The organism is Microbacterium sp. NPDC087592, assembly GCF_044743585.1.
Lineage (GTDB): Bacteria > Actinomycetota > Actinomycetes > Actinomycetales > Microbacteriaceae > Microbacterium.
Genome location: NZ_JBIUWT010000001.1, coordinates 279,926 through 306,040 on the forward strand (window position 1 = coordinate 279,926; position 26,115 = coordinate 306,040).

At 70.9% G+C, this 26,115-nt stretch carries 25 protein-coding genes; 16 read left to right on the forward strand and 9 right to left on the reverse strand.

All coding sequences use genetic code 11. From position 1 onward, the window contains the following. Window positions 1–58: 58 nt before the first annotated feature. Genes ACIOTO_RS01400 through paaZ form a run of 4 tightly spaced genes read left to right on the forward strand, consistent with a single transcriptional unit; the run spans window position 59 to window position 4,966 of the window. Window positions 59–1,249 (forward strand): thiolase family protein, encoded by a 1,191-nt coding sequence (locus ACIOTO_RS01400; protein ID WP_400856066.1) that lies wholly within the window; start codon window positions 59–61, stop codon window positions 1,247–1,249. Continuing rightward, window positions 1,249–2,004, forward strand: a complete 756-nt coding sequence (locus tag ACIOTO_RS01405) for an enoyl-CoA hydratase/isomerase family protein (protein WP_400856067.1) — start codon at window positions 1,249–1,251, stop codon at window positions 2,002–2,004. The genes ACIOTO_RS01400 and ACIOTO_RS01405 overlap by 1 nt, the downstream gene beginning before the upstream one ends. Continuing rightward, entirely contained in the window at window positions 2,001–2,870 is an 870-nt protein-coding gene (locus tag ACIOTO_RS01410) for a 3-hydroxyacyl-CoA dehydrogenase family protein (RefSeq protein WP_400856069.1), read from the forward strand. The genes ACIOTO_RS01405 and ACIOTO_RS01410 overlap by 4 nt, the downstream gene beginning before the upstream one ends. Before the next feature lie 11 nt (window positions 2,871–2,881). Next, window positions 2,882–4,966: a phenylacetic acid degradation bifunctional protein PaaZ gene (gene paaZ, locus ACIOTO_RS01415; protein ID WP_400856071.1), complete on the forward strand. Its 2,085-nt coding sequence runs from the start codon at window positions 2,882–2,884 to the stop codon at window positions 4,964–4,966. A 19-nt stretch (window positions 4,967–4,985) separates the two neighbouring features. Here paaZ and ACIOTO_RS01420 read toward each other — a convergent pair whose 3' ends face one another. The 6 genes from ACIOTO_RS01420 to dhaK form a co-directional block, all read right to left on the reverse strand. After that, complete coding sequence (locus tag ACIOTO_RS01420; protein ID WP_029262366.1) at window positions 4,986–5,630, reverse strand: TetR/AcrR family transcriptional regulator; 645 nt, start codon at window positions 5,628–5,630, stop codon at window positions 4,986–4,988. 51 nt (window positions 5,631–5,681) lie between these two features. Next, window positions 5,682–6,110, reverse strand: a complete 429-nt coding sequence (paaI, locus tag ACIOTO_RS01425) for a hydroxyphenylacetyl-CoA thioesterase PaaI (RefSeq protein ID WP_400856073.1) — start codon at window positions 6,108–6,110, stop codon at window positions 5,682–5,684. 113 nt (window positions 6,111–6,223) lie between these two features. Beyond that, window positions 6,224–7,519 (reverse strand): hypothetical protein, encoded by a 1,296-nt coding sequence (locus ACIOTO_RS01430; protein ID WP_400856075.1) that lies wholly within the window; start codon window positions 7,517–7,519, stop codon window positions 6,224–6,226. Between the two features lie 148 nt (window positions 7,520–7,667). Next, complete coding sequence (gene ptsP, locus ACIOTO_RS01435; protein WP_400856077.1) at window positions 7,668–10,184, reverse strand: phosphoenolpyruvate--protein phosphotransferase; 2,517 nt, start codon at window positions 10,182–10,184, stop codon at window positions 7,668–7,670. Next, entirely contained in the window at window positions 10,181–10,825 is a 645-nt protein-coding gene (gene dhaL, locus ACIOTO_RS01440) for a dihydroxyacetone kinase subunit DhaL (protein WP_400856078.1), read from the reverse strand. Before dhaL ends, ptsP begins: the two co-directional genes overlap by 4 nt. Further along, window positions 10,825–11,817 (reverse strand): dihydroxyacetone kinase subunit DhaK, encoded by a 993-nt coding sequence (gene dhaK / locus ACIOTO_RS01445; protein ID WP_029262361.1) that lies wholly within the window; start codon window positions 11,815–11,817, stop codon window positions 10,825–10,827. Before dhaK ends, dhaL begins: the two co-directional genes overlap by 1 nt. A 158-nt stretch (window positions 11,818–11,975) precedes the next feature. Here dhaK and ACIOTO_RS01450 point away from each other — a divergent pair, with 158 nt between their 5' ends. Then, complete coding sequence (locus tag ACIOTO_RS01450) at window positions 11,976–12,743, forward strand: IclR family transcriptional regulator (RefSeq protein WP_029262360.1); 768 nt, start codon at window positions 11,976–11,978, stop codon at window positions 12,741–12,743. A gap of 18 nt (window positions 12,744–12,761) precedes the next feature. Here the strand turns inward: ACIOTO_RS01450 and ACIOTO_RS01455 are convergent, their stop codons facing one another. After that, window positions 12,762–14,891, reverse strand: coding sequence for a RecQ family ATP-dependent DNA helicase (locus ACIOTO_RS01455; RefSeq protein WP_400856079.1), 2,130 nt, complete (start codon window positions 14,889–14,891; stop codon window positions 12,762–12,764). Window positions 14,892–14,984: 93 nt separating this feature from the next. Here ACIOTO_RS01455 and ACIOTO_RS01460 point away from each other — a divergent pair, with 93 nt between their 5' ends. The 8 genes from ACIOTO_RS01460 (at window position 14,985) to ACIOTO_RS01495 (ending at window position 21,645) form a co-directional block, all read left to right on the forward strand. Further along, window positions 14,985–15,404: a pilus assembly protein CpaE gene (locus tag ACIOTO_RS01460; protein WP_400856080.1), complete on the forward strand. Its 420-nt coding sequence runs from the start codon at window positions 14,985–14,987 to the stop codon at window positions 15,402–15,404. A gap of 95 nt (window positions 15,405–15,499) precedes the next feature. Beyond that, entirely contained in the window at window positions 15,500–16,474 is a 975-nt protein-coding gene (paaA, locus tag ACIOTO_RS01465; protein WP_400856081.1) for a 1,2-phenylacetyl-CoA epoxidase subunit PaaA, read from the forward strand. Further along, entirely contained in the window at window positions 16,474–16,779 is a 306-nt protein-coding gene (gene paaB / locus ACIOTO_RS01470) for a 1,2-phenylacetyl-CoA epoxidase subunit PaaB (RefSeq protein WP_029262355.1), read from the forward strand. The genes paaA and paaB overlap by 1 nt, the downstream gene beginning before the upstream one ends. Further along, window positions 16,776–17,639 (forward strand): 1,2-phenylacetyl-CoA epoxidase subunit PaaC, encoded by an 864-nt coding sequence (gene paaC, locus ACIOTO_RS01475; RefSeq protein ID WP_400856083.1) that lies wholly within the window; start codon window positions 16,776–16,778, stop codon window positions 17,637–17,639. Before paaB ends, paaC begins: the two co-directional genes overlap by 4 nt. Next, window positions 17,633–18,127, forward strand: a complete 495-nt coding sequence (gene paaD, locus ACIOTO_RS01480; protein ID WP_400856085.1) for a 1,2-phenylacetyl-CoA epoxidase subunit PaaD — start codon at window positions 17,633–17,635, stop codon at window positions 18,125–18,127. The genes paaC and paaD overlap by 7 nt, the downstream gene beginning before the upstream one ends. Before the next feature lies 1 nt (window position 18,128). Beyond that, window positions 18,129–19,292, forward strand: coding sequence for a 1,2-phenylacetyl-CoA epoxidase subunit PaaE (paaE, locus tag ACIOTO_RS01485; protein WP_372468809.1), 1,164 nt, complete (start codon window positions 18,129–18,131; stop codon window positions 19,290–19,292). Window positions 19,293–19,304: 12 nt separating this feature from the next. Next, window positions 19,305–20,075, forward strand: a complete 771-nt coding sequence (locus ACIOTO_RS01490) for an enoyl-CoA hydratase/isomerase family protein (protein ID WP_400856087.1) — start codon at window positions 19,305–19,307, stop codon at window positions 20,073–20,075. A 46-nt stretch (window positions 20,076–20,121) separates the two neighbouring features. Further along, window positions 20,122–21,645 (forward strand): ATP-dependent DNA ligase, encoded by a 1,524-nt coding sequence (locus tag ACIOTO_RS01495; RefSeq protein ID WP_400856088.1) that lies wholly within the window; start codon window positions 20,122–20,124, stop codon window positions 21,643–21,645. Window positions 21,646–21,662: 17 nt separating this feature from the next. Here the strand turns inward: ACIOTO_RS01495 and ACIOTO_RS01500 are convergent, their stop codons facing one another. Beyond that, a complete protein-coding gene (locus ACIOTO_RS01500; RefSeq protein WP_091034642.1) occupies window positions 21,663–22,172 on the reverse strand; it encodes a phosphoribosyltransferase in 510 nt (169 codons plus the stop codon). Window positions 22,173–22,335: 163 nt separating this feature from the next. On the opposite strand from ACIOTO_RS01500, the gene ACIOTO_RS01505 reads away from it, so the two are divergent. Both ACIOTO_RS01505 and ACIOTO_RS01510 read left to right on the forward strand, forming a co-directional pair. After that, window positions 22,336–23,985: a thiamine pyrophosphate-binding protein gene (locus tag ACIOTO_RS01505; protein WP_400856089.1), complete on the forward strand. Its 1,650-nt coding sequence runs from the start codon at window positions 22,336–22,338 to the stop codon at window positions 23,983–23,985. Between the two features lie 21 nt (window positions 23,986–24,006). Then, window positions 24,007–24,423 (forward strand): VOC family protein, encoded by a 417-nt coding sequence (locus ACIOTO_RS01510; protein ID WP_372468801.1) that lies wholly within the window; start codon window positions 24,007–24,009, stop codon window positions 24,421–24,423. Here ACIOTO_RS01510 and ACIOTO_RS01515 read toward each other — a convergent pair. After that, the gene (locus ACIOTO_RS01515) at window positions 24,420–24,800 is read right to left on the reverse strand and encodes a VOC family protein (RefSeq protein WP_372469448.1); all 381 of its coding nucleotides are present in this window, start codon (window positions 24,798–24,800) and stop codon (window positions 24,420–24,422) included. The genes ACIOTO_RS01510 and ACIOTO_RS01515 overlap by 4 nt on opposite strands. A 125-nt stretch (window positions 24,801–24,925) precedes the next feature. Between ACIOTO_RS01515 and ACIOTO_RS01520 the strand changes: the two genes are divergently transcribed. Then, on the forward strand, window positions 24,926–26,113 hold the full coding sequence (locus ACIOTO_RS01520) for a hypothetical protein (protein WP_400856091.1): 1,188 nt from the start codon (window positions 24,926–24,928) through the stop codon (window positions 26,111–26,113). Window positions 26,114–26,115: the final 2 nt, after the last annotated feature.

Sequence of the window (26,115 nt, forward strand, 5' to 3'; positions counted from 1 at the left end):
CCTGGCCGCGCGAGAGGGCGACGAGCCCCCGCCGAGACGACGAAGTCAGGAGATCCGCATGACCGAGGCATTCCTCGTCGGAGGGGCGCGCACCCCGGTCGGGCGCTACGGCGGCGTGCTCGCCACCGTCCGCCCCGACGACCTCGCCTCGATCGTGGTGGCCGAAGCGGTGCGCCGGGCCGGCATCGATGCGACGCAGATCGACATCGACGAGGTGATCCTGGGGGCGGCGAACCAGGCCGGCGAGGACAACCGCAACGTCGCCCGGATGGCGGTGCTGCTCGCCGGGCTCCCCGACAGCGTTCCGGGCATCACGGTGAACCGGCTCTGCGCTTCGGGCATGTCGGCCGTGACCATGGCCGCACAGGCGATCCGCGCCGGAGATGCCGACCTCATCGTCGCCGGCGGCGTCGAGTCCATGACCCGTGCGCCCTGGGTACAGGCCAAGCCGGAGAAGGCCTGGTCCAAACCGGGCGCGGCCTTCGACACCTCGATCGGCTGGCGCTTCCCGAACCCTCGCCTCGTCGCCCGCGACAAGGCGACCTTCTCGATGCCCGAGACCGCGGAGGAGGTCGCCCGGATCGACGGGATCACGCGTGACGAGGCTGACGCCTTCGCCCTGCGTTCGCAGCAGCGCGCCGCCGCCGCGATCGCGACCGGACGCTTCGCCCCCGAGATCGTCGGCGTGCCGACCGCGGCCGGAGAGGTGCTGGTCGACGAGGGCCCACGACCCGAGACCACGCTCGAGGCGCTCGCCCGACTGCGCCCCGTGGTCGCCGGCGGCCAGGTCGTGACGGCCGGGAACTCCAGCGCCCTCAACGACGGCGCCTCGGCGATCCTCGTGGCGAGCGCCGAAGCGGTCGAGCGCCATGGCCTCGTGCCCCGCGCCCGGATCGTCGTCGGCACCAGTGCCGGTCTCGCACCGGAGGTCATGGGCCTCGGCCCGGTGCCCGCGACGCAGAAGGCGCTCCGCCGCGCCGGACTCACCATCGACGACATCGGCTCCGTCGAGCTCAACGAGGCCTTCGCCACACAGTCGATCGCCTCCATCCGTCGGCTCGGCCTCGACGACGAGCGCGTCAACGCCGACGGCGGGGCCATCGCCCTCGGCCATCCGCTCGGCTCGTCCGGCTCCCGGCTGCTGATCACACTGCTCGGGCGCATGGAGCGCGAGGGCTCCCGGTACGGACTCGCGACCATGTGCGTGGGCGTCGGTCAGGGTGCGGCCGTGATCCTGGAGAAGGTGTGATGCCGGCCCCGACGAATCCCGAAGAGCCGTTGCTCGTCGAGCGGCACCCCGACCGTGTGGTCGCCACTCTCCACCGTCCGCACAAGCGCAACGCGATCGACCAGGCCACGATCGATGCCCTGCACCTCCTCTGCGACGAGCTCGAGGAGACCCCGCGCACCCTGATCCTCGTCGGCGCCGACGGCGTCTTCGCGGCGGGCGCCGACATCGCCGAGCTGCGCGAACGCCGGGCCGCCGACGCGCTGCGCGGCATCAACGCGCACGCCTTCGTGCGGGTCGCCGAGCTGCCGATGCCGGTCATCGCGGCGATCGACGGCTATGCCCTCGGCGGCGGCGCCGAACTCGCCTACGCCGCAGACATCCGCATCGCCACGCCCTCGCTCGCGATCGGCAACCCGGAGACGGGCCTCGGCATCCTCGCCGCGGCCGGCGCGAGCTGGCGGCTGAAGGAGATCGTCGGCGATGCCAGGGCGATCGAGCTGCTGCTGACCGGACGCACGGTGAAGGCCGAGGAGGCGCTGCGGATCGGTCTCGTCTCGGCGATCCACGACCCCGAGGAGCTGCTGGCCGCTGCCGAGGCGATCGCCGGCCGGATCGCCCGCAACGACCCGGCCGCCACCATCGCGACGAAACGGGTGTTCCGCGCGCCCCGCGACCGCCACCCCGCCGCCGACCTGGAAGCCCAGGCCGAGCTCTTCGAGAGCCCGGAGAAGTTCCGACGCATGACCGACTTCCTGGAACGGAGAGACCGATGACCGAGGCCACGCCCCACGCTCCCGCGCACGTCGGGGTGCTCGGCGGCGGGCGCATGGGCGCCGGCATCGCCCACGCGTTCCTGCTGGCGGGTTCGCGCGTGACGGTCGTCGAACGCGATGTGGCCGCTGCCGAGGCCGCCGCCCACCGCGTGCTCGATTCCATCGACGCCTCGATCACCCGCGGCACCGCGGTCGAACCGGGAGACGCCTACCGTGCGTGCTTCGACACCGGCACGGATCTCGCGCTGTTCGCGCCGTGCGACCTCGTCGTGGAAGCCGTGCCCGAGGATCTGGCCCTCAAGGTCGACGCCCTCACCCGCGTCGAAGCCCAGCTCGGGCCCGACGCCGTCCTCGCCTCGAACACCTCGTCGATCTCGATCGACGAGCTCGCCGCGGTGCTCGACCGGCCGTCGCGCTTCCTCGGCATGCACTTCTTCAACCCGGTGCCCGCGTCCACCCTCGTCGAGATCGTGCGCGGCGCGGCCACCGCTCCCCCACTCATCGATGATGCGAGGGCCTGGGTGCAAGCCCTCGGCAAGACGCCGATCATCGTGGCCGATGCCCCCGGGTTCGCGTCGTCGAGACTCGGCGTCGCGATCGGCCTGGAGGCGATCCGCATGCTCGAAGAGGGCGTCGCCTCCGCCGAAGACATCGACGCCGCGATGACCTTGGGCTACAAGCATCCGGTCGGGCCGCTCCGCCTCACCGACATCGTCGGGCTCGACGTGCGGCTCGGCATCTCCGAATACCTCGCCGCGAACCTCGGCGAACGCTTCGAACCGCCGGCTCTGCTGCGCCGCCTCGTCGCCGAGGGCCACCTCGGACGCAAGAGCGGACGCGGCTTCTACGAATGGGACGCCTCATGAAGGGAACTGACATGACCGAGATCCTCCCCAGCTACCTGCAGGGATCCTGGTGGTCGCCGGCTGCCGACGCCGAGGCGACCGAGGTGCGCGACGCCTCGACGGGCGAGATCGTCGCCCGCGTGTCGACCGAGGGCATCGACCTCTCGGCGGCTCTCGCCTACGCCCGCACCGCGGGGCAGGCTTCGCTCGGTGAGCTGACCTTCCACCAGCGCGCCGTTCGGCTCAAGCAGCTCGCGCTCGCGCTCACGGAGCGCAAGGCCGAGCTGTACGAGATCTCGAGCCGCACGGGCGCGACCGCGCAGGACTCGTGGGTCGACATCGACGGCGGCATCGGGGTGCTGTTCGCCTACTCCAGCAAGGGCCGGCGGGAGCTGCCGAATGCGAAGGTCTACGTCGACGGCGCGGTGGAGAACCTGTCCAGGGACGGTTCGTTCCTCGGGCGCCACATCTACACCCGGCTCCCCGGCGTCGCCGTGCAGATCAATGCCTTCAACTTCCCGGTCTGGGGCTCGCTGGAGAAGTTCGCGCCCGCTTTCCTCGCCGGTGTGCCGACCGTCGTGAAGCCCGCGACGCCGACCGGGTACCTCGCCGAGGCGATGGTGCGGATCATGGTCGAGTCCGGCCTGCTGCCCGAGGGCTCACTGCAGCTCGTCTCGGGCAGTGTCCCCGGTCTCTTCGACGAACTGCGACTGGGCGATCTGGTGGCCTTCACCGGATCGGCGTCGACCGCGGAAGGACTGCGTGCCCACGATGCGGTGCAGACCGGTGGCGTGCGCTTCACGAGCGAGACCGACTCCATCAACGCATCGATCCTGGGGACGGATGCCGTCTCTGGCACGCCCGAGTTCGACGCGTATGTGAAGCAGCTCGTGGCGGAGATGACCAGCAAGGCCGGGCAGAAGTGCACGGCGATCCGACGCGCGATCGTGCCGGTCGGTGCCGTCGACGACGTGATCGGCGCGGTGCGAGCACGACTGTCCGAACGCATCGTGCTCGGCAACCCTCGGGCGGAGGGCGTCACGATGGGGCCGCTGGCCTCGACCGCGCAGCGTGACGAGGTGCTGCGCCAGGTGGCACGGCTGCAGGACGGCGGCGGCGAGCTGGTCATCGGCTCGACCGACGCTCCGGACGTGCGGCACGGCGACGGAACGGAGGGGCCCGCTCCGGATGGCGCCTTCCTCGCGCCGATGCTGCTGCGTTTCTCCGACCCGGAGAGCGCGGCGGTCAACGAGATCGAGGCGTTCGGCCCGGTCTCGAGCATCGTCGGCTATCGCACCCTCGACGAGGCGAGCGCCCTGGTCGCGCGCGGCGGCGGCTCGCTGGTCACCAGTGTCGCCACGCACGACCCCGAGGTCGCCGTCGCGCTCGCCACCGGCATGGCCGCCTACAACGGACGAGTGCTGTTCCTCGATCGCGACGACGCCCGCAGCTCGACGGGTCACGGCTCGCCGCTGCCGAACCTCGTGCACGGCGGCCCCGGTCGCGCCGGCGGCGGTGAGGAGCTCGGCGGCATCCGCGCGGTGCTGCACCACATGCAGCGCACCGCGGTGCAGGGCTCCCCTGCGATGCTGACCGCCCTCACCGGGGTCTGGCATCAGGGCACGGTGGCGCGTCCATACCAGGCGAGCGGGGGCGTGCATCCCTTCCGCAAGTCGCTGGCCGAGCTGCGGATCGGCGATCAGGTCGCGAGCGGCTCGCGCACGGTGACGCTCGAGGACATCGAGACGTTCGCGGCGTTCACCGGCGACACCTTCTATGCCCACATGGACGAGGCATCCGCCGCCGCCAACCCGTTCTTCCCCGGTCGCGTCGCCCACGGCTACCTGCTCGTGTCGTGGGCTGCGGGCCTCTTCGTCGACCCGGCGCCCGGTCCCGTCCTCGCGAACTCGGGCTTGGAGAACCTGCGCTTCCTGACCCCGGTCTCCCCCGGCGACGAGATCCGCGTCGAGCTCACCGCCAAGCAGATCACTCCCCGCGAGACCGACGAGTACGGCGAGGTGCGCTGGGACGCGGTGCTGAAGAACCAGAGCGACGAGATCGTCGCCACGTACGACGTGCTCACCCTCGTCGCGAAGGAGCAGGCCACAGCCGCCTGATCCCCGGCGGGCGCGCCGGTCAGGAGACCGGGGCGCTCGCGGGATCGTCGGATCGTCGGCGCAGACCGTCGAGGGCAATGGCGACGACGTCGTCGGCGAGCCGATCCGCGCCCTCGCGGCCGCCCGGTCGGTACCACTCCACGATCGAGTTGATCATTCCGAACGCCAGGCGGGCCACGACGCTGGCGTCGATGTCGGCGCGCAGCGTACCTTCGGCCTGTGCTTCCGAGACGAGCGCGGTGATCCGGCGGTCGAACGCGCGACGTCGAGTGAGCGCACGGCGCTCGACATCGGTGTTGCCGCGCACTCGCAGCAGGAGCGTCACGGCGGGGAGCTGGTCCACCAGCACGTGGACGGCACCCCGGAGGACGTGCTCGAGGCGGGCGACCGCGCGGGAATCGTCACGATCGACGGTGGCCGGGAGCGGGTCGTCCACCACGGCCTCGAGCCCCCCGAGCGCGGCGTCGAGGGCGAGGTCGAGCATCTCGTCCTTCGATCCGAAGTGATGGTAGATCGCCGACTTCGACAGGCCGAGCCGCTCGGCCAGCATGCCGATCGAGGTCGCGTCGTACCCGTGCTCGTTGAATGCGGCGACGGCGACCGCGAGGATGCCCTGCTGGTCGTACCCGGGGCGGCCTCGTCGCGTGCTCTGCATCTCGGACATCCCCACAGTCTCGCATCGGATCGCGCTGTCGGCCGGGAGCGGCAGCACGGGTCAGTAGGTCTGGTCGGTGGTGCGCGAGCGACCACGGAACTCCGCGACCGGGTCGCCGAGTTCGTCGACGACCGTCACGTCGTAGATGCCGGAGCGGCCGCTGCGGGTGCGCCGCACGGCCGTCGCGGTCAGCGTCTGTCCGGCGACGGTGGATTTCAGGAAGGAGATGTCGGCGCCCGCGGCCACCGTGACCCGATCGTCCTCGTTGCAGGCGATCGCGAAGGCCGTGTCGGCCAGGGCGAAGACGAAGCCGCCATGGGTGATGTGGAACCCGTTGGTCATGTCGTCGCGCACGCGCATCGAGACCACGGCGTGTCCGGGATCATCACGTTCGACGACGAGGCCCAGCGAGGCGGAGGCGCGATCGCGCTCCATCATGGCCCGGTTCGGGCGCACGGCTTCCGCGGCCTGGGGCGTCGCATCCGTCATCGTCGACCTCCTCGTCGCGCGGACGCCGCAGCGACAGCATCCGCGCGGCCCATACTAACTGACCGCTCGGTCGGTAAAGAAGGGCTGTACGGGGCTGGCAACCTGCGCGCGGCTCAGCCGAAGACCGGCGCCTTCCCGAGCGTGGCATCGTCGACTGTGATGCCGGTGATCACCGCGGCGGCGTCTGCCGTCGAGTCACGATCGAGGCGGAATCGCATGACGACCCCCTCGCGGCTGGACCACTCGTAGAAGTACTCGCCCGACGAGACGATGCGCAGTGCCGTCCCCTCGGGGAAGGCCGCTGCCGCGGCGCTGACCGGATCTCCGATTCGCACACCGCCGGCGGACGGAAGCGACGCGCCATCGTGGGTCCGGTCACCAGCGACGTTCGCGATGCCGACGGAGACCCCGGCGACGACGGTCGACTCGTCCTGCGTCCAGAGCACCAGCGAGGCCGATTCATCGGGCGAGATCAATCGCGTCGTCCCACCCGCCCGCTCGGGTTCCGCGACGCGGGCTCCGGGTACCGCGGCGATGGCCTCATCGAGCTCGACGCCCAGGCGCACCGGGCCGACCCCCGCCGTCGTGATCTCCCACTCGCTCCACGGCGCCGCGGGGTCGGCTGCAGGGACGTCCGCCGGAACCAGCGGGTTCGCCGTCAGCTCGTCGATCAGCTTCGCCCTCGCCTCACTCGCCCGATCGCGCAGCAGCGCTGCGGCGGCATCCGTATCGAACGCGGGTTCGCCCGTGAAGGCCTGCCACATCTCGACGATCACGTTTCCGACCGAGGAGTAGCTCTTGTAGAGGCTGTAGCCACCGCCCTCGGGATAGGCGAGCACCAGGGAGCCGGCGATGGCACGCACCCCACCCTCGCCCTCGGCCGTCGACGAGGCGAAGGAAGAAGGCGCCCCGCCGTACTCGAAGGCTCCGCATTCTTCCGCGGCCTGGGCATACTGGTCCATGCGCGCCGTGGCAGCCGCTTCATCGGCGAACTGCAGCACGTGGAGCCAGCCGTCTCGCCCTTCGGATACCGTGCTCGTCCATGTGATGGAGCGTGCGCCGATCGAGCCCAGCGACGCCTCGGCGTAGATCGCGCTGCAGATCGCGGGCTCCGGCTCGTTACCGCCCCCGTCGGACACCTGGATCAGGGAGGGCACCGCCGGGCTGACATCACCCACATCGGGAAGCAGGCCGGAGATCTCCTCGGCGCTCAGCAGGAACCAGTCCAGCTCGTCGCCAACGAAGGCGATGGGTCCGGCATACGGATCGGGAGCCGGGGATTCCGGCGCGGCCGTGGGCTCGGGTGTGGGCGTGGACTGCGGAGTCGGAACGCACCCGGAAAGAGCCACCAATGCCCCGAACGCGACCACACCGATCAGGCCCCGCCCGAACCTCCTCGACTGCGACATGTCCCACTCCGATCCACACTCGGCGCCGGCATCGGCGCACCCCCGTGCAGCCGAGCCTAGAGCCTCCCCCCGGGCATCTGAGGCGCTCGCTCCATGCCGAGATCAGAATGAGATTCTGCACATGCCGGAGCACGCATATGCGACGCGATCACCGAGCGTCGGCACGCTGCAGAGCGGCGGCGCCCACGGCCCTGGCCTCGTCCGCGGTGGCGGCCTCGAGCACGGCCTCGGCGGCGCGACGGCACTCCTCCTCAGTCACATCGCGGAGCGCCTCCGCGACTCGTCCGAGCGACCTCGGGGTCATCGAGAGCGAGGTGGCCCCGAGCCCCACGAGCACCGGAGCGAGGGTCGGATCGCCGCCCGCCTCTCCGCAGACACCCACCGGCTTCCCCGCCGCACGCCCCGCCGCTCCGACCATGCCGATCAGGCGCAGCACCGCGGGCTGCCACGGATCGTTCAGATCACCCAGGTCGCTGAGCAGCCGATCGGCGGCGAGCGTGTACTGCGCGAGGTCGTTGGTTCCGAGGCTCACGAAGTCGACCACCTCGAACAGCTCGGCGGCGAGAAGTGCCGCCGACGGTGTCTCGATCATGATGCCGACGCGGCTGATCCCCGCCGCACGCGCGCGCTCGGCGAACTCCCTGGCCTCGTCGACGGTGGCCACCATCGGGGCCATCACCTCGACTTCGGCCGACTCCGCGGTGGCGGCGAGCGCGAGTGCACGCAACTGGTCCGCGAGCAGCTCCGGCCGGCGGCGCGCGATCCGGAGCCCCCGCACGCCGAGCGCCGGATTGTCCTCGTCGTCGGAGTTCGCGAACGGGAGGAGCTTGTCGCTTCCCGCGTCCAGCGTGCGCACGACGACCTTGCGGTCAGGGAATGCGGCCAGGACACCGCGGTAGGCGGCGGTCTGCTCCTCGACCGTCGGCGCTTCGGTCCGGTCGAGGAAGCAGAACTCGGTGCGGAACAGACCGATGCCCTCTGCTCGTGCTGCCGCAGCGTTCACCGCGTCCGGGGCGCCGCCCACGTTGGCCAGCAGCGCCACACGGTGGCCGTCGGCGAGACGCCCGGATCCGTCGAACTCCACGACGGTCGCGGCGGCCTGTGCTTCGGCGACGCGGGATGCCGGCGGATCGACCTCGACCGTGCCGCGCCCGCCGTCGACGAGGAGCGTCGAGCCGACCGGGATGCCGACCGCGCCGGTGACGCCGACGACGGCGGGAAGACCGAGCGATCGCGCGATGATCGCGGTGTGCGAAGTCGGTCCGCCCTGTTCGGTGACGAGCGCGACGCAGTGCCCTCCGGCGAGGGCCGCGGTGTCGGCGGGCGCGAGGTCCGTCGCGACGAGCACGAACGGCTCATCGCGCTCGGGCACCCCGGGCATGTCGACCTGCAGGATCTCGGCGATGATCCGGTCCCGCACGTCGCGGATGTCGGCGACACGCTCCGCCATCCGGCCTCCCAGCGCGGCGACACCCTTCTCGTGCGCCGCTGCAGTCTCCCAGATCGCGCGCGCCGCACTGCGGCCCTTCGACCGGACGAGCGCCGTCGCCTCCGAGACCAGCTCGGGGTCGGAGGCCAGCAGGCGCGACGCATCGAGGATCGCCCTGGTCTCCCCCGTCGCCTGAGACGTCCGTGCGCGCAGCTGATCCGCCACGGCCACGGCGGCCCACTCGATCGCCGAGACCTCGGCGTCGCGGTCGGCCGAAGCGACGACCTCGCCCGCCTCCGGTTCGCCGACCGCCGGCGCGAGGTGCACGAGCGGTGCGGCCACGCGACCGGGACTGACGCCGCGGCCCCGCAACACCGCGCCGGACGCGATGACGGGCGCCGGCGCGTCGGAGAGCGGGGCGGTGGATCCCGAGGGCGCCGCAGCCGCCGTCGTCGGCGCCGTCGGTGCTGCTTCGTCCGTCCCCTCGCCGAAGCCGTCGTCGAACAGCGCGGACAGCTTCTCCAGCACCGCGTCGGCTTCCGGGCCGCGCGCGACCAGCTCCATTTCGTCGCCCTGCCGAGCCCCGAGTATCAGCAGTCGAGAGAGGCTCGCGGCCGGCGCGTCGGGACCGTCGGGTAGACGACGCAGCCGCACATCGGCCCCCGCCGAGGCTTCGGCGATCAGCGCGGCGGGGCGCGCATGGATGCCCAGCGGATTGCGCACCCGCACCCGTCGGACGATCTCCTCACCGGTCGGCCCCCCATCCTCTGCGACACCGGATGTGGGCTCGGCGTCGGACGACGGCGCCGCGTCGTCAGGCACCCCGAGTTGCCCGGTCTTCGCGCCGAGTGCGGCGGTCGCTTCCGCCGCGACCGCGTCCAGCCCGCCCCCCGCCGCGGCGGAGACGACCGCGGCGAGCAGCCCCTCCACGAACGGAGCCGGCACGAGGCGCACGGGCACGTCACTCGCACGCAGCTCGAGTGCGAGTTCCGCACTCAGCACGGCCGATCCGAGATCCATGAGGACCAGGACGCCGTCGCAGTCCGCCGCGAGCTCATCGATCGCGGCGGCCACCGCCACCGCATCCGTCCCGAGGATCGGCGTGCCGTCGCCGTCCACTCCCGCGCCGGCGGCGACCTGCACGCGCACCCCGCCGCCCTGCACCATCTGCAGGGCAAGCTCCAGGGCCGCCTCCCCGAGCCGTGCACTGTGGGAGACGGCGACGATGCCGATCATCCGGCGCTGCCCTCCACGGCCGCGGCGAGCGTGTCGAACAGGATCGCCGTCGATGCGGCTCCCGGATCGAGGTGCCCGGCGCTGCGTTCGCCGAGATAACTGGCCCTGCCCTTTCGGGCGACAAGCGGGAGCGTGGCGTCGCGGCCGGCCGCGGCCGCCTCCGCTGCGGTCCTCGCGGCAACGGCGACAGACGCACCTCCGGCGAGCGCGGTGTCGAGTGCATCGACGGCCGGAGCCATCGCGTCGAACATCGTCTTGTCGCCCGCCTCGGCCTTCCCTCGCGCCACGATGCCGTCGAGTCCTGCGCGCAGGGCGGCGGCGAGCGCCGGCCCGTCGAGCTCCGACACGGCACCGGCCGCCATCCCCATCCGCAGGAAGAACGTGCCGTAGAGCGGTCCGCTCGCCCCGCCCACGGAGCTCACCAGCGTCATGCCCACGGTCTTCAACAGCTCATCGACCGTGGCCGGAGTGCTCGCCCCGAGCTTCTCGCTCACCGCGCTCATCCCACGGGCCATGTTCGCGCCGTGGTCGGCGTCGCCGATCGCCGAGTCGAGTTCGGTGAGCCAGTCGCGCTTCTCCGTGACAGCCGCGCCGAAACGGGAGACCCAGTCGGCGAGCACAGCGGTGTCGACAGCCGCCATCACGCACCCCACCGCAGGCCGGGGGTGTTCACCGGGGCGTCCCACAGGCGCAGCAGCTCGTCATCCGCCTTGAGCACCGTGACCGAGCAGCCCGCCATGTCGAGCGAGGTGATGTAGTTGCCGACCAGGTTCCGCGCGATCTGCACCCCGGACTTCTCGAGGATCGCCGCGACCTCGGCGTACATCAGGTACAGCTCGATCAGCGGTGTCGCGCCCATGCCGTTGAGCATCACGATCGCGGGGCCCGCGGCATCGATGTCGGCGAGGATCGGCTCCACCAGCTGCCGGGCGATGTCGGATGCCGGAGCGAGCGGTTCGCGATGACGACCGGGCTCACCGTGGATGCCGATGCCGATCTCCATCTGGTCGTCGGGGAGGTCGAAGGTGGGCTTGCCCGCGGCGGGAACCGTGCAGCTGGTGAGCGCCATGCCCATCGAGCGACCCTGGCCGTTGACCTTCTTGGCGAGTTCCACGACAGCGGCGAGGTCGCGGCCCTCTTCCGCGGCGGCACCGACGATCTTCTCGAGCAGCACAGTCAGACCCACGCCGCGGCGACCTGCCGTGTACAGGGAATCCTGCACGGCGACGTCATCGTCCACCGTGATGCTGCCCACCTCGATCCCCTCCATGGAGGCGAGCTCGGCGGCCATCTCGAAGTTCAGCACGTCGCCGGTGTAGTTCTTCACGATGTGGAGCACGCCGGCCCCGCGGTCGACGGCCTTGGTGGCGACCTGGACACGGTCCGGCGTCGGGGAGGTGAAGACCTCGCCGGCCACGGCGGCATCCAACATCCCGGTGCCGACGAAGCCGCCGTGCAGGGGCTCGTGGCCCGAACCGCCGCCGGACACGATCGCGACCTTGCCCTGCGCCTTGGGCGTCGCCCGCGTGATGACGTGGTTCTCCAGGTCGACGGAGAGCTCGGGGTGAGCGAGCGCGACCCCCTTCAGGGATTCGACGAGAACGTCCTCGGGGGCGTTGATGAGCTTCTTCATCGTTCGATCTCCTTTGATCCTCGGGATTTCTTTCGCGCAATCCGAAAGCAATTCGTTAATGTCGAATATGCTCGGAGCCTGCCCGGGTTGTCAAGATCATCTTGAAGACCGGCGGCACACGCACCGGCTCGACGACGCACCGGAAGGAGGCTCCCCCCGTGATCCAGGCGATCGACCGCGCGGCGAAGATCCTCGAACTGCTCCAGGGAGCACGCCACCTCGGCATCACCGACCTCGCCGCAGCCCTCAGCCTGCCGCCTTCGACCGTGCACGGGATCGTGAAGTCGCTGCGCTCGCACGGCCTCGTCGCGAAGGAGCGCGGTGGCCAGCGCTACATGCTCGGGCCGACGCTGCTGCGCCTGAGCAACGTGTACCTCGACACCCTCGACGTGCGTGCGCGGGCCATGCGCTGGACGCAGGAGCTCGCTCGTCGCACCGACCTCTCCGTGCGGCTCGGCGCCCCCCACTTCACCGACGTGCTCGTCATCCACCACAACCTTCGTCCCGACGACAGCCAGCAGATGCTCGAGACCGGCGTCGCCATCCCCGCGCACGCCTCCGCGATGGGCAAGGTGCTGCTCGCCTACGACCAGGGATTCCAGCAGAGCGTCTTCGAGCAGCCGCTACGCAGCCTCACGGGCGACACGATCACCGACGTCGCCCGCCTGACCCTGGAGCTGCCGGCGATCGCGGAGCGCGGCACCGCGGGCGAGTTCGATGAGGCAGTGCTGGGCGAGTCCTCGCTCGCCGCCCCCGTCGCCGACGCCTCGAACGACATCGTCGCGGCGGTCGCGGTGGTGCTGCCGACATCGCAGACGCCGGCCTCCGACGCCATCATGAACGCGTTGCGCGAGACCGCGAGGAACATCTCGCGGGAACTCGGAGCGACCTCGTGGCCGCCCCGCGTCGCGCCCGCCGACGACTGACGCAGCTCGCAGATTGACTCAGCCGCGCAAGGCCAGGGCGAAACGCAGCACCTGGGTCGCACCGGCCTGCCGCAGCACCCGGGCAGCGACCGTCATCGTCCACCGACTGTCGACCAGGTCGTCCACGAGCAGCACCGGCCCCGCCGGAACGTCGAGGTGCTCGGCACTGAACCGATCCCAGAGGCCGCCGAGGCGGAACACGCTGTTCCCGCCCGGCTGGCCGGTCGGGCCGCCGCCGACCGGTTCGAGCGCCCCCAGATAGGGCAGTCGTCCGACGTCGGCGAGGCCGCGCGCGAGCGAGTCGACGAGCAGCGGATGCGACCGCGACGGCAGGGCGACGACCGCCACCGGGCGCTCCTCCCAGCCCCATCCGGCGAGCACACGGATGCAGGCCTGCAGCAGCTGCGGCGCCACCGGGCCATCTGTCGCGCCCGCGGCGAAAAGCTCGCGCAGCGCCCCTCCCCACCCGAGATCCGTGAGTCGGGCCAGCGCCCTCCCCTCGCCCGCCTGCTCGTCGGCGGGGATGCGGCCCTTGACCGGCACCTCCAACCGATCGGCACCGGTGGGCCAAGCACGACGAGGTTCGATCGGGACACCGACCCGGTCGAGCGACTCCGCGGCCTGGGTGGTCGCCGACTCCCCGATCTCGCGGGGGAACCATCCGCCCGCGCAGTTGTCGCACCGTCCGCAGGGAGCGGCCGTGTCATCATCGAGCGAGCGCTGCAGGAACTCCATGCGGCATCCGTCGGTCTGCTCGTACTCGATCATGTGCTGCTGCTCGGCGAGGCGCTCGGCGGCGATGCGCTCGTAGCGCTCCGCGTCGTACGCCCAGGGCTCGCCCGTCGCGACCCAGCCGCCCTGCACGCGTCGCACCGCACCGTCGACGTCGAGCACCTTGAGCAGCAGCTCGAGCGGCGTCCGCCGGATGTCGACCATCGCCTCGAGTGCCGGCGTCGAGATCGGCGCATCGCCGAGCGCGCCGATCACCCGCTCCGCCCGCTCCCGGTCGGGCATCGACGCGGTGGCGAAGTAGTGCCAGATGTCGCGGTCCTCGACGCCGGGGAGCAGCAGCACGTCGGCGCTCTCGCTCGCTCGACCGGCACGGCCGACCTGCTGGTAATAGGCCACAGGCGAGGATGGGGCACCGAGGTGCAGGACGAAGCCCAGATCGGGCTTGTCGAACCCCATGCCCAGCGCGCTGGTCGCGACCAGCGCCTTGACCTCGTTGCGCTTGAGCATCCCCTCGGACTCCGCGCGCTCGTCGGTGTCGGTCTGCCCGGTGTATGCGCGGACGTCGTGCCCGTGATCACGCAGCAGCCGGGCCGTGTCGACCGCCGCGGCGACGGTCAGCGTGTAGATGATGCCCGACCCCGGCAGATCATCGAGGTGGCTCAGCAGCCAGGCCAGGCGGCTCGCCGAGTCGCGCAGCCGCAGCACGCCGAGACGCAGCGAGGTCCGTGCGAGCGGCCCGCGGATCGTGAGCACGGGCGCCGCGTCACCCTCTACCGTCTCGCCCGCCTGGAGGCTGCCGAGCTGCTCCGCGACATCGGCCACGACCCGACTGTTCGCGGTCGCGGTGGTCGCGAGCACCGGCACGTCCGCCGGCATCTGCGCGATCAGATCACGCAGCCGCCGGTAGTCGGGGCGGAAGTCGTGGCCCCAGTCGCTGATGCAGTGCGCCTCGTCGACCACGAGCATCCCGATGCGACGCACGAGCGCCGGCAGCTGCTGCTCGCGGAAGGCCGGGTTGTTGAGCCGCTCGGGTGAGACCAGCAGCACGTCGACCTCGTCGCGATCGAGTTGAGCGAGCACGTCGGACCACTCGTGCGCGTTGGTCGAGTTGATCGCGACCGCGCGCACTCCCGCACGCTCGGCGGCGGCGATCTGGTCGCGCATGAGCGCCAGCAACGGCGAGACGAGCACGGTCGGTCCCGCGCCTTGCCGTCGCAGCAGCAGCGTCGCGACGAAGTACACCGCGGACTTGCCCCATCCCGTGCGCTGCACCACGAGCGCACGCCGGCGCCCTTCGACCAGCGCCTCGATCGCCTCGTACTGGCCGTCGTGGAAGTCGGCATCCGGGCGCCCGACGAGCTCGCGCAGAGCGGCGAGCGCGGCGCCCCGGGTGTCGGCAGGAGCGAGGGAGGTCATCCCCCCACTCTGCCTCACCCCGCCGACACGACCGGCCCCTCATCCCCAGCCCGCTCGCATCCCGGGCGATCCTCCGTCGTCTAGCGTGAAGGGATGATCACTCGCGAGCTCGCCGTCACCCTTCGAGAGGCCGGACTCGTCTGGCACCCGGCGGAGGGCGACCGCTTTCAGCTCGATCTCCCCGACGAGGTCGAACTCGAGGCGGAGGCCGAGATCTTCACGGTCAGCGAGATGACGATCGAGGCCAGACAGACCCCGAGCGGCACCGACCTCGCCTTCAACGGCACGACCGAGTGGGCGCTCGACGCGGTGACGCTCGCCGACGCGGTGTGGCTGCCGCGGGAGGATCAGCTGCGCGAGCTGCTGCGCGGCACGTTCCGCTCGCTGTCGCGCGTCGAGGACACCTTCCGTGTCGAGATCGAGATCGCGGACGCCACTTCGGTCTTCGATCATCCGGATCCGTCCGAAGCATATGGGCGCGCTCTGCTGGAGTTGATCTCCCGCTCGCACTGAGCCGCCCTCGGGGCCGTCTTGAAACCGGCCATCCGCTGTGTCAGAATTACCTAACGATCGGTCAGTAAAGATGACCTGATGCCGAGGAGTCGATGATGACCAGTCCCGCAGACCTGTCCCTCGTGGGCGAGATCTCCGATGAGGAACGTCTCTTCGACGAGCTCATCGCGAACGAGCAGCGCATCGAGCCGCGCGACTGGATGCCCGATGCGTACCGCAAGACCCTGGTGCGCCAGATCTCCCAGCACGCGCACTCCGAGATCATCGGCATGCAGCCGGAGGGCAACTGGATCACGCGCGCCCCGAGCCTCAAGCGCAAGGCGATCCTGATGGCCAAGGTGCAGGACGAAGCGGGTCACGGGCTCTACCTCTACTCCGCCGCGCAGACCCTCGGTACCACCCGCGACGAGATGATGGACCAGCTCATCAGCGGCAAGGCCAAGTACTCCTCGATATTCAACTACCCCACGCCCACCTGGGCCGACATGGGCGCGATCGGATGGCTCGTCGACGGCGCCGCGATCTGCAATCAGGTGCCGCTGTGCCGGGCGTCGTACGGCCCCTACGGACGCGCGATGGTGCGGGTGTGCAAGGAGGAGTCGTTCCACCAGCGCCAGGGCTTCGAGATCCTGCTCTCGCTCATGCGCGGCACCGACGAGCAGCGCGAGATGGCGCAGGATGCGGTGAACCGCTGGTACTGGCCGAGCCTCGCCATGTTCGGGCCGCCCGATGACCAGTCCCCGAACTCCGCCCAGTCGATGAAGTGGAAGATCAAGCGCTTCACGAACGACGAGCTGCGTCAGCGCTTCGTGGGGATGCTCGTGCCGCAGGCCGAGATCCTCGGCGTCACGCTGCCCGACCCCGAGCTGCGCTTCGACGATGAGACCGGGCAGTACGTGATCGGCGAGATCGACTGGGACGAGTTCTTCGAAGTGCTCCGCGGCAACGGTCCGTGCAACGCCGAGCGGCTCGAGCGCCGTCGCACGGCTCACGAAGACGGCGTCTGGGTGCGCGAGGCCGCGGCCGAGTACGCCCGCAAGCAGTCCCTGAAGAAGAAGGCGGTGGCGTGATGGCGACTCCCGGTGCCGACGAACGCGAACCCTGGCCGCTGTGGGAGGTCTTCGTCCGCGCGAACCGCGGGCTGAGCCACGTGCACGTCGGCTCGCTGCATGCGCCGGACGCCGAGATGGCGATCCGCAACGCCCGCGACCTCTACACCCGCCGCGGTGAGGGCGTGTCGATCTGGGTCGCACCGGCCGAGGCGATCACGACGAGCGATCCGGATGCCAAGGGCGCCTACTTCGAGAGTCCCGCCGGCAAGAACTACCGCCATGCCGTGTACTACACGGCCTCCGAGGGGGTGCCGCACCTGTGAGCACCGCACACCCGAACACCGCGCACGAGGACATCGACGTCCACGGCGACGTCCACGGCGACGTCTCGGTCGAGGAGCTCCGCCTCTCGCAGGAGCTCTCGGGCACCGGCGCGGTCGCCGCCTCCGCCGACATCGCGGAGTACGCGCTGCGCCTCGGTGACGACGCGCTCATCCTCTCCCAGCAATTGGGCGCCTGGATCTCGCGAGCCCCCGAGCTCGAAGAAGACGTCGCCCTCGGGAACATCGCCCTCGACCTGCTCGGGCACGCGCGCTCCTTCCTGCACTACGCGGGGTCGTACGACGGGCGCAGCGAAGACGACCTGGCCTTCTTCCGCGACGAGCCCGAGTTCCGCTGCGCCTGGATCGTGCAGCAGCCCAACGGCGACTTCGCCCAGACGATCGCCCGGCAGTTCGTGGTGGCCACCTACATGTTCGAGCTGTACTCGGCCCTCCGGGCGAGCAGCGACGAGACGTTCGCGGCGATCGCGGAGAAGTCCCTCAAAGAGGTCGACTACCACCGGGACCACGCGGTGCAGTGGACGCTGCGCCTCGCCGGAGGCACCGAGGAGTCCCGCACCCGGATCGTCCGCGCGATCGGAGACGTCTGGCCATATGTCGATGAGCTGTTCCGCGACGACGACCTGATCGAGCGTCTCGGTGATGCCGCGGTGCGCCCGTCGAGCCTCCGCGCCGGATTCGACGGCGTGGTCGATACGGTCTTCGCCGAGGCGGAGTTGTCGGTGCCCGCGGTCGCGGCATCCTCCGCCGGCGGGCGGCAGGGCACCCACGCGACACCCCTCGGCCACATCCTCGCCGAGATGCAGGTGCTCGCACGACGGCATCCGGGGGCGTCATGGTGACGCGGACCCCCACCCAGGATGCCTGGCGCATCGCCGCGGCGGTCCCCGACCCCGAGGTGCCCGTCCTCACGATCGAGGACCTCGGTGTGCTCCGCGCGGTCGAGGCCGACGGTGATCGCGTGCGGGTCGACATCACCCCGACCTACAGCGGCTGCCCGGCGATGGACACGATCCGCGACGACGTCATCCTCGCGCTCACCGCCGCCGGGTTCGGCGAGGTCGATGTGCGGCTCGTCCTCTCGCCCGCCTGGACGACGGACTGGATGTCGGATGCCGGCAAGGCCAAGCTCGCCGCCTACGGCATCGCCCCGCCGTCCGGCCGCGCCGCGGTGTCGACCGGTCCGATCCGGCTCGCGCTGAGCGTGCGCTGCCCGCGGTGCGGTTCCCTCGACACCCGCGAGGTCTCGCACTTCGGCTCCACCTCGTGCAAGGCGCTGTTCGAATGCCGCGCCTGCCTCGAACCCTTCGACCACTTCAAGGTGCACTGACATGTCGCTCTTCACGTCCGCGCCGGCATCCGTCCCCCGCGCGACGACCGCCCGCGAGACCGCTCCTCGAAAGCGCGCCCGCTTCCACACGCTCACGGTCGAGGACGTGCGCCCGCTCACCGACGACGCGGTCGAGGTCACGTTCACGGTGCCCGCCGCGCTCGCGGACGAGTACGACCACCTGCCCGGACAGTACGTCGCCCTGCGCACGACGCTCGACGGGGTCGAGGTGCGGCGCTCCTACTCCCTGTGCCGCGCGCCGGAGCACCGCGACGACGGGCAGGACACGCGCCTCAGCGTCGCAGTGAAGCGCGATGAGGGCGGGCTCTTCTCGACCTGGGCGCAGACCGGGCTCCAGCCCGGATTCGAGATCGACGTGATGAGCCCGCAGGGCACGTTCACCTCGGCGCTTCCCGACCTCGACGACCGGCACGTGGTCGGGATCGCCGCGGGCTCCGGCATCACGCCGCTGATGGCTCTCGCCCACACGGTGCTCACCCGGTCGGACACGTCGCGGTTCACCCTGCTGTACACGAACCGCGCCACGCTCGACGTGATGTTCCTGGAAGACCTCGCCGACCTCAAGGACCGGTATCCGACGCGACTCGTGCTGCACCATGTGCTCTCCCGCGAGCAGCGGGCGGCCCCGGTGCTCTCGGGCCGGATCGACGAGGAGAAGCTGCGGACGATCCTCGGCACGCTCATCCCTCCGGCCACCGTCGACGAGTGGTTCCTCTGCGGACCGCTCGCCCTGGTCGACCTCTGCCGCGAGGTGCTGGCCGATGTCGGCGTCGACCGCTCGCACATCCGCTTCGAGCTCTTCACGACCGGCGACGAGCCCGCGCGCGCGGCCCGACCGGTGCAGGTGCGCGCCGGCGAGAAGACCGTGCGGATCGAGGTCACCCTCGACGGTGTCTCATCGACGGTCGAGAGCCCGGTCGATGCGCACGAGTCGGTACTGAACGCCGCCCTGCGCGTGCGCCCCGATGCGCCCTTCGCCTGTGCGGGCGGGGTCTGCGGCACCTGCCGAGCACGCGTGCTCGAGGGCAGCGTCACCATGACCGAGAACTACGCCCTGGAGCCGGACGAGCTCGAACGCGGGTTCGTCCTCACCTGCCAGTCCCACCCGACCAGCGACCGTGTGGTCGTCGACTACGACGTCTGACCAGGAGCCCCCATGATCGACCTCACCGTCGCCGACGACGTCGCGACGATCGCGCTGGTTGCGCCGGCGAAGCTCAATGCTCTCGACGAGCGGGCTCTGGCCGAGTTGGATGCCGCCTACGAGGCCGCGGAGGTCGCGGGCGTGCGCGCGCTGGTACTCCGCGGTGAGGGGCGTGCGTTCTGCGCCGGCCGGGACATCTCGGGCGTCGACCCGCGGAACGACGATGTGCTCGGCTACCTCGGCGGGCTCGTCACCCCGCTGCTGCAGCGGATGGCGCGGTTCCCTGCGCCGACCTTCGCGGTCGCGCACGGCGCTTGCCTCGGGGTCGGGCTCGGACTGCTGATCGCGACCGATGTCGTCTACGTCGCCGAGTCCGCGAAGATCGGCTCCCCGTTCGCCGCGCTCGGTGCGACGCTCGACTCCGGCGGTCATGCGCTGTTCCTCGACCGCCTCGGGGCCCACAAGACGCTCGACCTCATCTACACCGGACGCCTGATGAGCGGGGCCGAGGCCGTGTCCTCGGGCCTCTTCTCGCGGGTCTTCCCCGACGACGAGGTCGTCCAGGCGACGACGGACGCCGCCGCGACGGCCGCCCGCGGCGCCACGGCGGCCTTCCTCGCGAGCAAGGAGCTGATCGCGCGCATCCGCGACGAGCGACTCGCGCTGTGGGATGCGATCGGCATCGAGAACGCGGCGCAGGCCGCCCTGTGCGACACCGATGACTATCGCGAAGGGTTCGCCGCCTTCCAGGAGAAGCGGAAGCCCGAGTTCCGCGGCCGCTGAGACGCGGCACCGACCCGATGTCGGAGGCCGGTGCGAGAATGCTCGGATGAAGCTCGCAGAGCTCGTCACCACGACCGACCGCGTCGGCGCCACATCGTCCCGGCTCGCCAAGATCGATGCCCTCGCCGAGCTCCTCGCGCGCGCCGATATCTCCGAGCTCTCGATCGTCGTGGGTCTCCTCCTCGCGGCACCGCGCCAGGGCAGGCTGGGCGTCGGCTGGCGCGGGCTCTCGGCCATCGAGATCGCCCACTCCGACGAATCCACCCTGACGGTCGGCGATGTCGACGACTCGCTCGATGCCCTCGCCTCGACGTCCGGTTCGGGCTCGGCGGCGGGCCGCACCGGCATCCTCATCGATCTCGGCTCGCGAGCGACCGCGGCCGAGTGGGACTTCCTCGTGCGTGCGATGCTCGGCGAGTTGCGCACCGGCGCGCTGTCGGGCGTCCTCCTCGACGCGATCGCCCGGGCGGCCGACCGTCCTGCGGCTCTCGTTCGGCGGGCGGCGATGCTGTCGGGCGACCTCGGCGAGACCGCGCGCATCGCCCTCGCGGGGGCTGAAGGCGACCTCGAGGCGGTCGGGCTCCAGGTCGGGCGACCGGTGCTGCCGATGCTGGCGTCGACGGCGGCGACCGCGTCGGAGGCGCTGCAGGTCACCGGTGCAGCGTCCGTCGAGTACAAGCTCGACGGGGCCCGGATCCAGGTGCATCGTCATGGCGACGAGGTCGGTGTCTATACGCGGAGCCTCGCCGACATCACCCACCGCGTGCCCGAGATCGTCGAGATCGTGCGGTCACTGCCGGTGCACGACATCATTCTCGACGGCGAGACGCTGTCGCTCGACGAAGACGGCGGGCCGCGACCGTTCCAGGAGACCATGTCGCGGTTCGGGGCCGAGGTCTCGCGGGAGCTCGTGCTGCGGCCCTGGTTCTTCGACATGCTGCATGTCGACGGACGCGACCTGCTCGACGAGCCGCTCTCGACACGGCTGGCCGAGCTGGAACGCGTGGCCGGCCAATGGCGGATGCCCGGCATCGTCACGGCCGATGCCGATGCCGCCGAGCAGCTGTCGCACGATGCCCTCGCCGCCGGGCACGAGGGGGTCGTGGTCAAGGCGATTGACGCCCCCTACGCCGCCGGGCGCCGCGGCAAGTCGTGGGTCAAGGTCAAGCCGGTGCTGACCTTCGACCTGGTGGTCCTGGGCGCGGAGTGGGGCTCAGGGCGTCGTCGCGGCTGGCTCTCGAACCTGCACCTCGGCGCGCGCGACCCCGACGGCGAGTTCGGCGACCCCGGTGGGTTCGTCATGGTGGGCAAGACCTTCAAGGGACTCACCGACGAGCTGCTGCGCTGGCAGACCACCGAGTTCCCCGAGCACGAGTCGCACCGCACGGCATCCACCGTTTTCGTGCGCCCCGACATCGTCGTCGAGATCGCGATCGACGGTGTGCAGCGCTCTCCGCGGTATCCGGGCGGCATCGCGCTGCGCTTCGCCCGGGTGAAGGGCTACCGTCCAGACAAGACCGCGGCCGAAGCTGACACGATCCAGACGCTGCGGTCGCTGCTGCGGGGTTGACCCGAGGGAGCCGCGGTTCAGGCCGAGGGCGCGAGGCCCAGATCTTCTTCGCGCACCGTGCCCTGGAACGACCACGGGAAGTTGATCCACAGGTCGGTGTCCTTCCAGGCGAAGTCGGGCTGGATGATCGTCGAAGGCTTGGTGTAGATCGTGACCGACCGCACGTCGGCACCCTTCTCCTGCAGCAGCTGCACGGCCAGCGCGAGCGTGCGCCCGGAGTCGGCCACATCGTCGACGAGCAGCACCCGGCGGCCGTCGAGATACGCCATGTCGAGCTCGGGCGGAAGCACCTCGGGCGCATCGAGCACCGTGCCGATCCCGGTGTAGAACTCGACGTTGATCGCTCCGCAGTTCTTGGCACCGAGCCCGTAGGCGATGGCACCGGCCGGGAGCAACCCGCCGCGGGCGATCGCCACCACCACCTCCGGTTCGAAGCCGGTGGCGAGGATGCTCCGCGCCAGCTCCCGTGTCGCCGCTCCGAAGCCGTCCCAGGTCAGTGTCTCGCGCTCGAGCGCCGCATCCGTCATCTCTGCATTCTCCCGCATCCCGCGGTGCTTCCTCGCCGGTAGACTGAGCGGGTCCGGCCCGGCCGGTGCCTGAAAAAGAGGCACGAAGCACTTCGCGAAGACGCGGAGGCGAGACACATACGGATCCCGCAGTTCCTCCGTCCCTGTCTCGAAAGGCTTTCGCATGCCCACCGTCTCCGCACACGTCGCCCTCACCCTCGCCCAGCACATCGACTCCGTCTTCGGCGTGATGGGCAACGGCAACGCCTACTTCCTCGACGCCATCGAGACGCAGACGGATGCCTCCTTCACCGCCGTCCGTCACGAGCAGGGGGCCGTGGTCGCCGCCGACGCCCACTTCCGCGCGTCCGGGCGCATCGCCGCCGGCACCTCGACGTACGGCGCCGGATTCACCAACACCCTGACCGCCCTCGCCGAGGCCGTGCAGGCGCACGTCCCGCTCGTGCTCGTGGTCGGCGACGAGCCCACGTCCGGCCCGCGCCCGTGGGACGTCGACCAGATCGCCCTCGCCTCGGCCGTCGGCGCCCGCACCTATACGGTCGGCCGAGCGGATGCCGCGGCCACGACGATCATCGCCATCGAGCACGCGCTGACCTATCGCGTCCCGGTCGTCCTCGCCATCCCCTACGACGTCGCGGCGCTCGAAGCCGGCGAGGTTCCGGCGGCCCCGTCGCCACGGGTGCCCGCTCCGCTCGCGCCGCGCGGGGAGTTCGCCGACGGGATGCTCGACGAGATCGCTGATGCTCTGCGCACCGCCCGGCGACCCTTCCTCCTGGGAGGTCGCGGCGCGTGGCTCTCCGGTGCCGGCGCCGCGCTGGGCGAGCTCGCCGCGGCGACCGGCGCATTGACGGCGTCCTCGGCTCTCGGCCGGGGCATCTTCCCCGAAACGCAGTACGACCTGGGCGTCACCGGCGGCTTCGGTGCGGACGGCGCGATGGACCTCGTGCGCACAGCCGATGTCGCCGTGGTGTTCGGCGCCTCCCTGAACCAGTTCACGATGCGGTTCGGCGAACTCTTCGCGCCGGGGACGCGGGTCTTCCAGGTCGACATCGCCCCCGCCGCCACCCATGCCCACGTCGGCGGCTTCGTACGCGCGGACGCCCGCCTGGCCGCCGAGGCTCTCGTGTCCCGGCTCGGTGGTTCCCTGTCGTCGAGCCCGTGGCGGGAGAGCGTCGACGTCGCCGCGGCCCGAGCGTACGACGCCGGTGACGACCTCGCCGCCGACGGACGCCTCGACCCGCGATCGGCCGCCCGTCGTATCGCGGAACTGCTCCCCGAGAATCGTGTCGTGGTGTCCGACGGCGGCCACTTCATCGGCTGGGCGAACATGTACTGGCCGGTCGCCGCGCCCGATCGCATGATGATGATCGGCACCGCGTTCCAGTCCATCGGGCAGGGCTGGCCGAGCGTCGTCGGGGCCGCTCTGGCTCGGCGCGAATCGACCGTTGTACTCACCTCCGGCGACGGCGGCGGACTGATGGCGATCGCCGACCTCGAATCTGCGGTCCGCGCGGCCGGCGGCCGGGGCATGGCCGTCGTCTGGAACGACGCGGCATACGGCGCCGAAGTGAACCTGTACGGGCTCAAGGGCCTCGCCGAGGGCCCGATGCGCATCCCCGAGGTGGACTTCGCCGCCTTCGGCGCGGCCGTCGGAGCCGAGGGCGTCGTCGTGCGCACGCTCGCCGACCTCGACCGCCTCGAGAGCTGGACCGCCGAGGATCCCTCCACCCGCCGCTTCCTGCTCCTCGACCTGCGCATCTCCGGGGACGTCATCGCGCCGTACCAGCAGGAGATCATCCGCGTGAACTCCTGACGCGACTGGCAGACTCGGATGATGCCGGGTCTTCATCACGTCGAACTGTGGGTCGCCGACCTCGATGCCGTGCGCACGGAATGGCGCTGGATCCTCGATCGTCTGGGCTTCACCCTCGACAGCGAGTGGGCCGACGGCGAATCCTGGGCTGCGGGCGGGACCTACCTCACCTTCACGACCTCTCCGAATCTGTCGGATGCCGGGCACGACCGCCGGCGCGCCGGGCTCAACCATCTGGCGTTCCACGGTGGCGACCCCGCTTCCGTGGATGCGCTCATGTCCGAGGCCCCGGCGCACGGCTGGCACCCGCTCTATTCCGAGCGTTACCCGCACGCCGGCGGCGAGCAGCACTACGCGGGCTGGCTCGAGAATGCCGCGGGCTTCAAGGTCGAGGTGGTCGCCGACACCACGTCGACGCCGGCGACCACCACCGCCTAGGCCTGGGCGCCGTAGTCAGGCAGCTCCTGCAGCGTCCAGCTGTTGCCGTCGGGGTCGTCGAAAGAAACGAAACGCCCCCAGTCCATGTCCTCGACGCCTCGTGCGTCGACGCCGAGGCCCTGCAGATGCGCCAGCGCCTCGTCGGCGTCGGGCACCACGACCTGGATCGTGTTCTGCTGCCCCGGCTCGAGATCGATGCCGAGGCCGGTGCCGAAGGCGATCGAGCAGGCCGAACCCGGTGGAGTCATCTGCACGAACCGCAGCCCCTCCACGGGCGTCTGGTCGTGGTCGGCGTGGAAGCCGATCTTCTCGTAGAAGGCCTTCGACCGGTCGACATCCGAGACCGGGACGAAGATGAGTTCGATCTTCCAATCCATCACGTGCTCCTCCTGTCGGGCGCCGTCGCCCATCGGCGTCCACGGTACGCGGGGCCGCCGACGTCGCACCAGAGCGGTCTGTGACCGATACTGGTCGGGTGAGGCGACGCCGAGAGCATGACCGGATGCCCCTGATTCTCGACGCCCTCTGCCTGGCACGTGACGACGCCCCCGTGCGTCGCCTGATCGATGCCTTGGGCACTGAACCCGTGGAGACGACGGAGCGCCGGATCGGTGAACCGGCCGTGCTCTCGCAGCATCTGCTGTTCGGGTCCGGCGGCGAGATCGTGCTGCACGATGACGCGGTCGTCGCCGTGATCCTGCACCTCGCGCCGACGCCGTCCGCTCCGCGCGGCCTCGACGCCGCGGAGTGGCTCCCGGGGGTCGACAACGATGCGACCTTCGCCGACTTCAAGGCGACGTTCGACGTCCCCTGGAGGTTCGCCGACGGGGACCGCTACTTCGTCCTCGAGGCAGCGTATCTGCGCCCGGAGTTCGTGAAGCACGGGGGCCGTCGAGCCGGCGACCTGCAGCGGGTGGCGTTCACCGTGGACGATCCGAAGGAGACGTGCCGCCCGGCCGACGAGGACTGCCCGGTGTGCCGCGAACTGATCGTGCGCACCGGCGACGGGTCCTTCGATCTGGACGGCACGGTCTACGCTCTCGTGGCGGGGGTCGAAGCAGGAGTCCTCAAGGAGTCCAGCGGAGCCGTGAGCCTCGCCGACCTTCGACTGCTGCACGCCTCCGCCCTCATGGAGCGGGTGGAGAGCCAGGTCACGTGCACCGCATGCGGCCGGGTCGCCTGCCTCACCCTGTATCGCGACGCCCCTCCGACATTCGGGTATCACCCGCTGGATGCCGCGATGCGACGGCCCCTCGAAGCCATCCCTCCCGTCGAGGAGTGGGGTGACGCCGATCGCATCGCCGAGGTGCGCGATGCGATGCGCTACGTCGATCATGAGCCGGGCCTGTGGTTCCTGGTCGAACAGCACGGCGACCTGTACCTCGACTCCCGGTACACGATCTCCTCGATGGCCGACGACTCGTGCCTGATCCGCCTGGATGAGGCCGAGCGCCAGGAGTACCACGAAGCCGGCCGCGACAGCCTCACCGAACTCGCCCGGCGCATCGACCGCAGTGGGCCGCATCGGGAGGCGTCTCCCTTCCACCGGAGGAACCTCTTGCGTCACCCGGACGGGGGAAAGGACTACTCCGCCGAGGTCAGGGCCGCGATCGCCGGGCACACCTGGCTCGCACGGCAGAAGCAGGCCGCGGCACAGCAGGCGCAGTCCGCATCCGCAAAAGACAGCTGAGC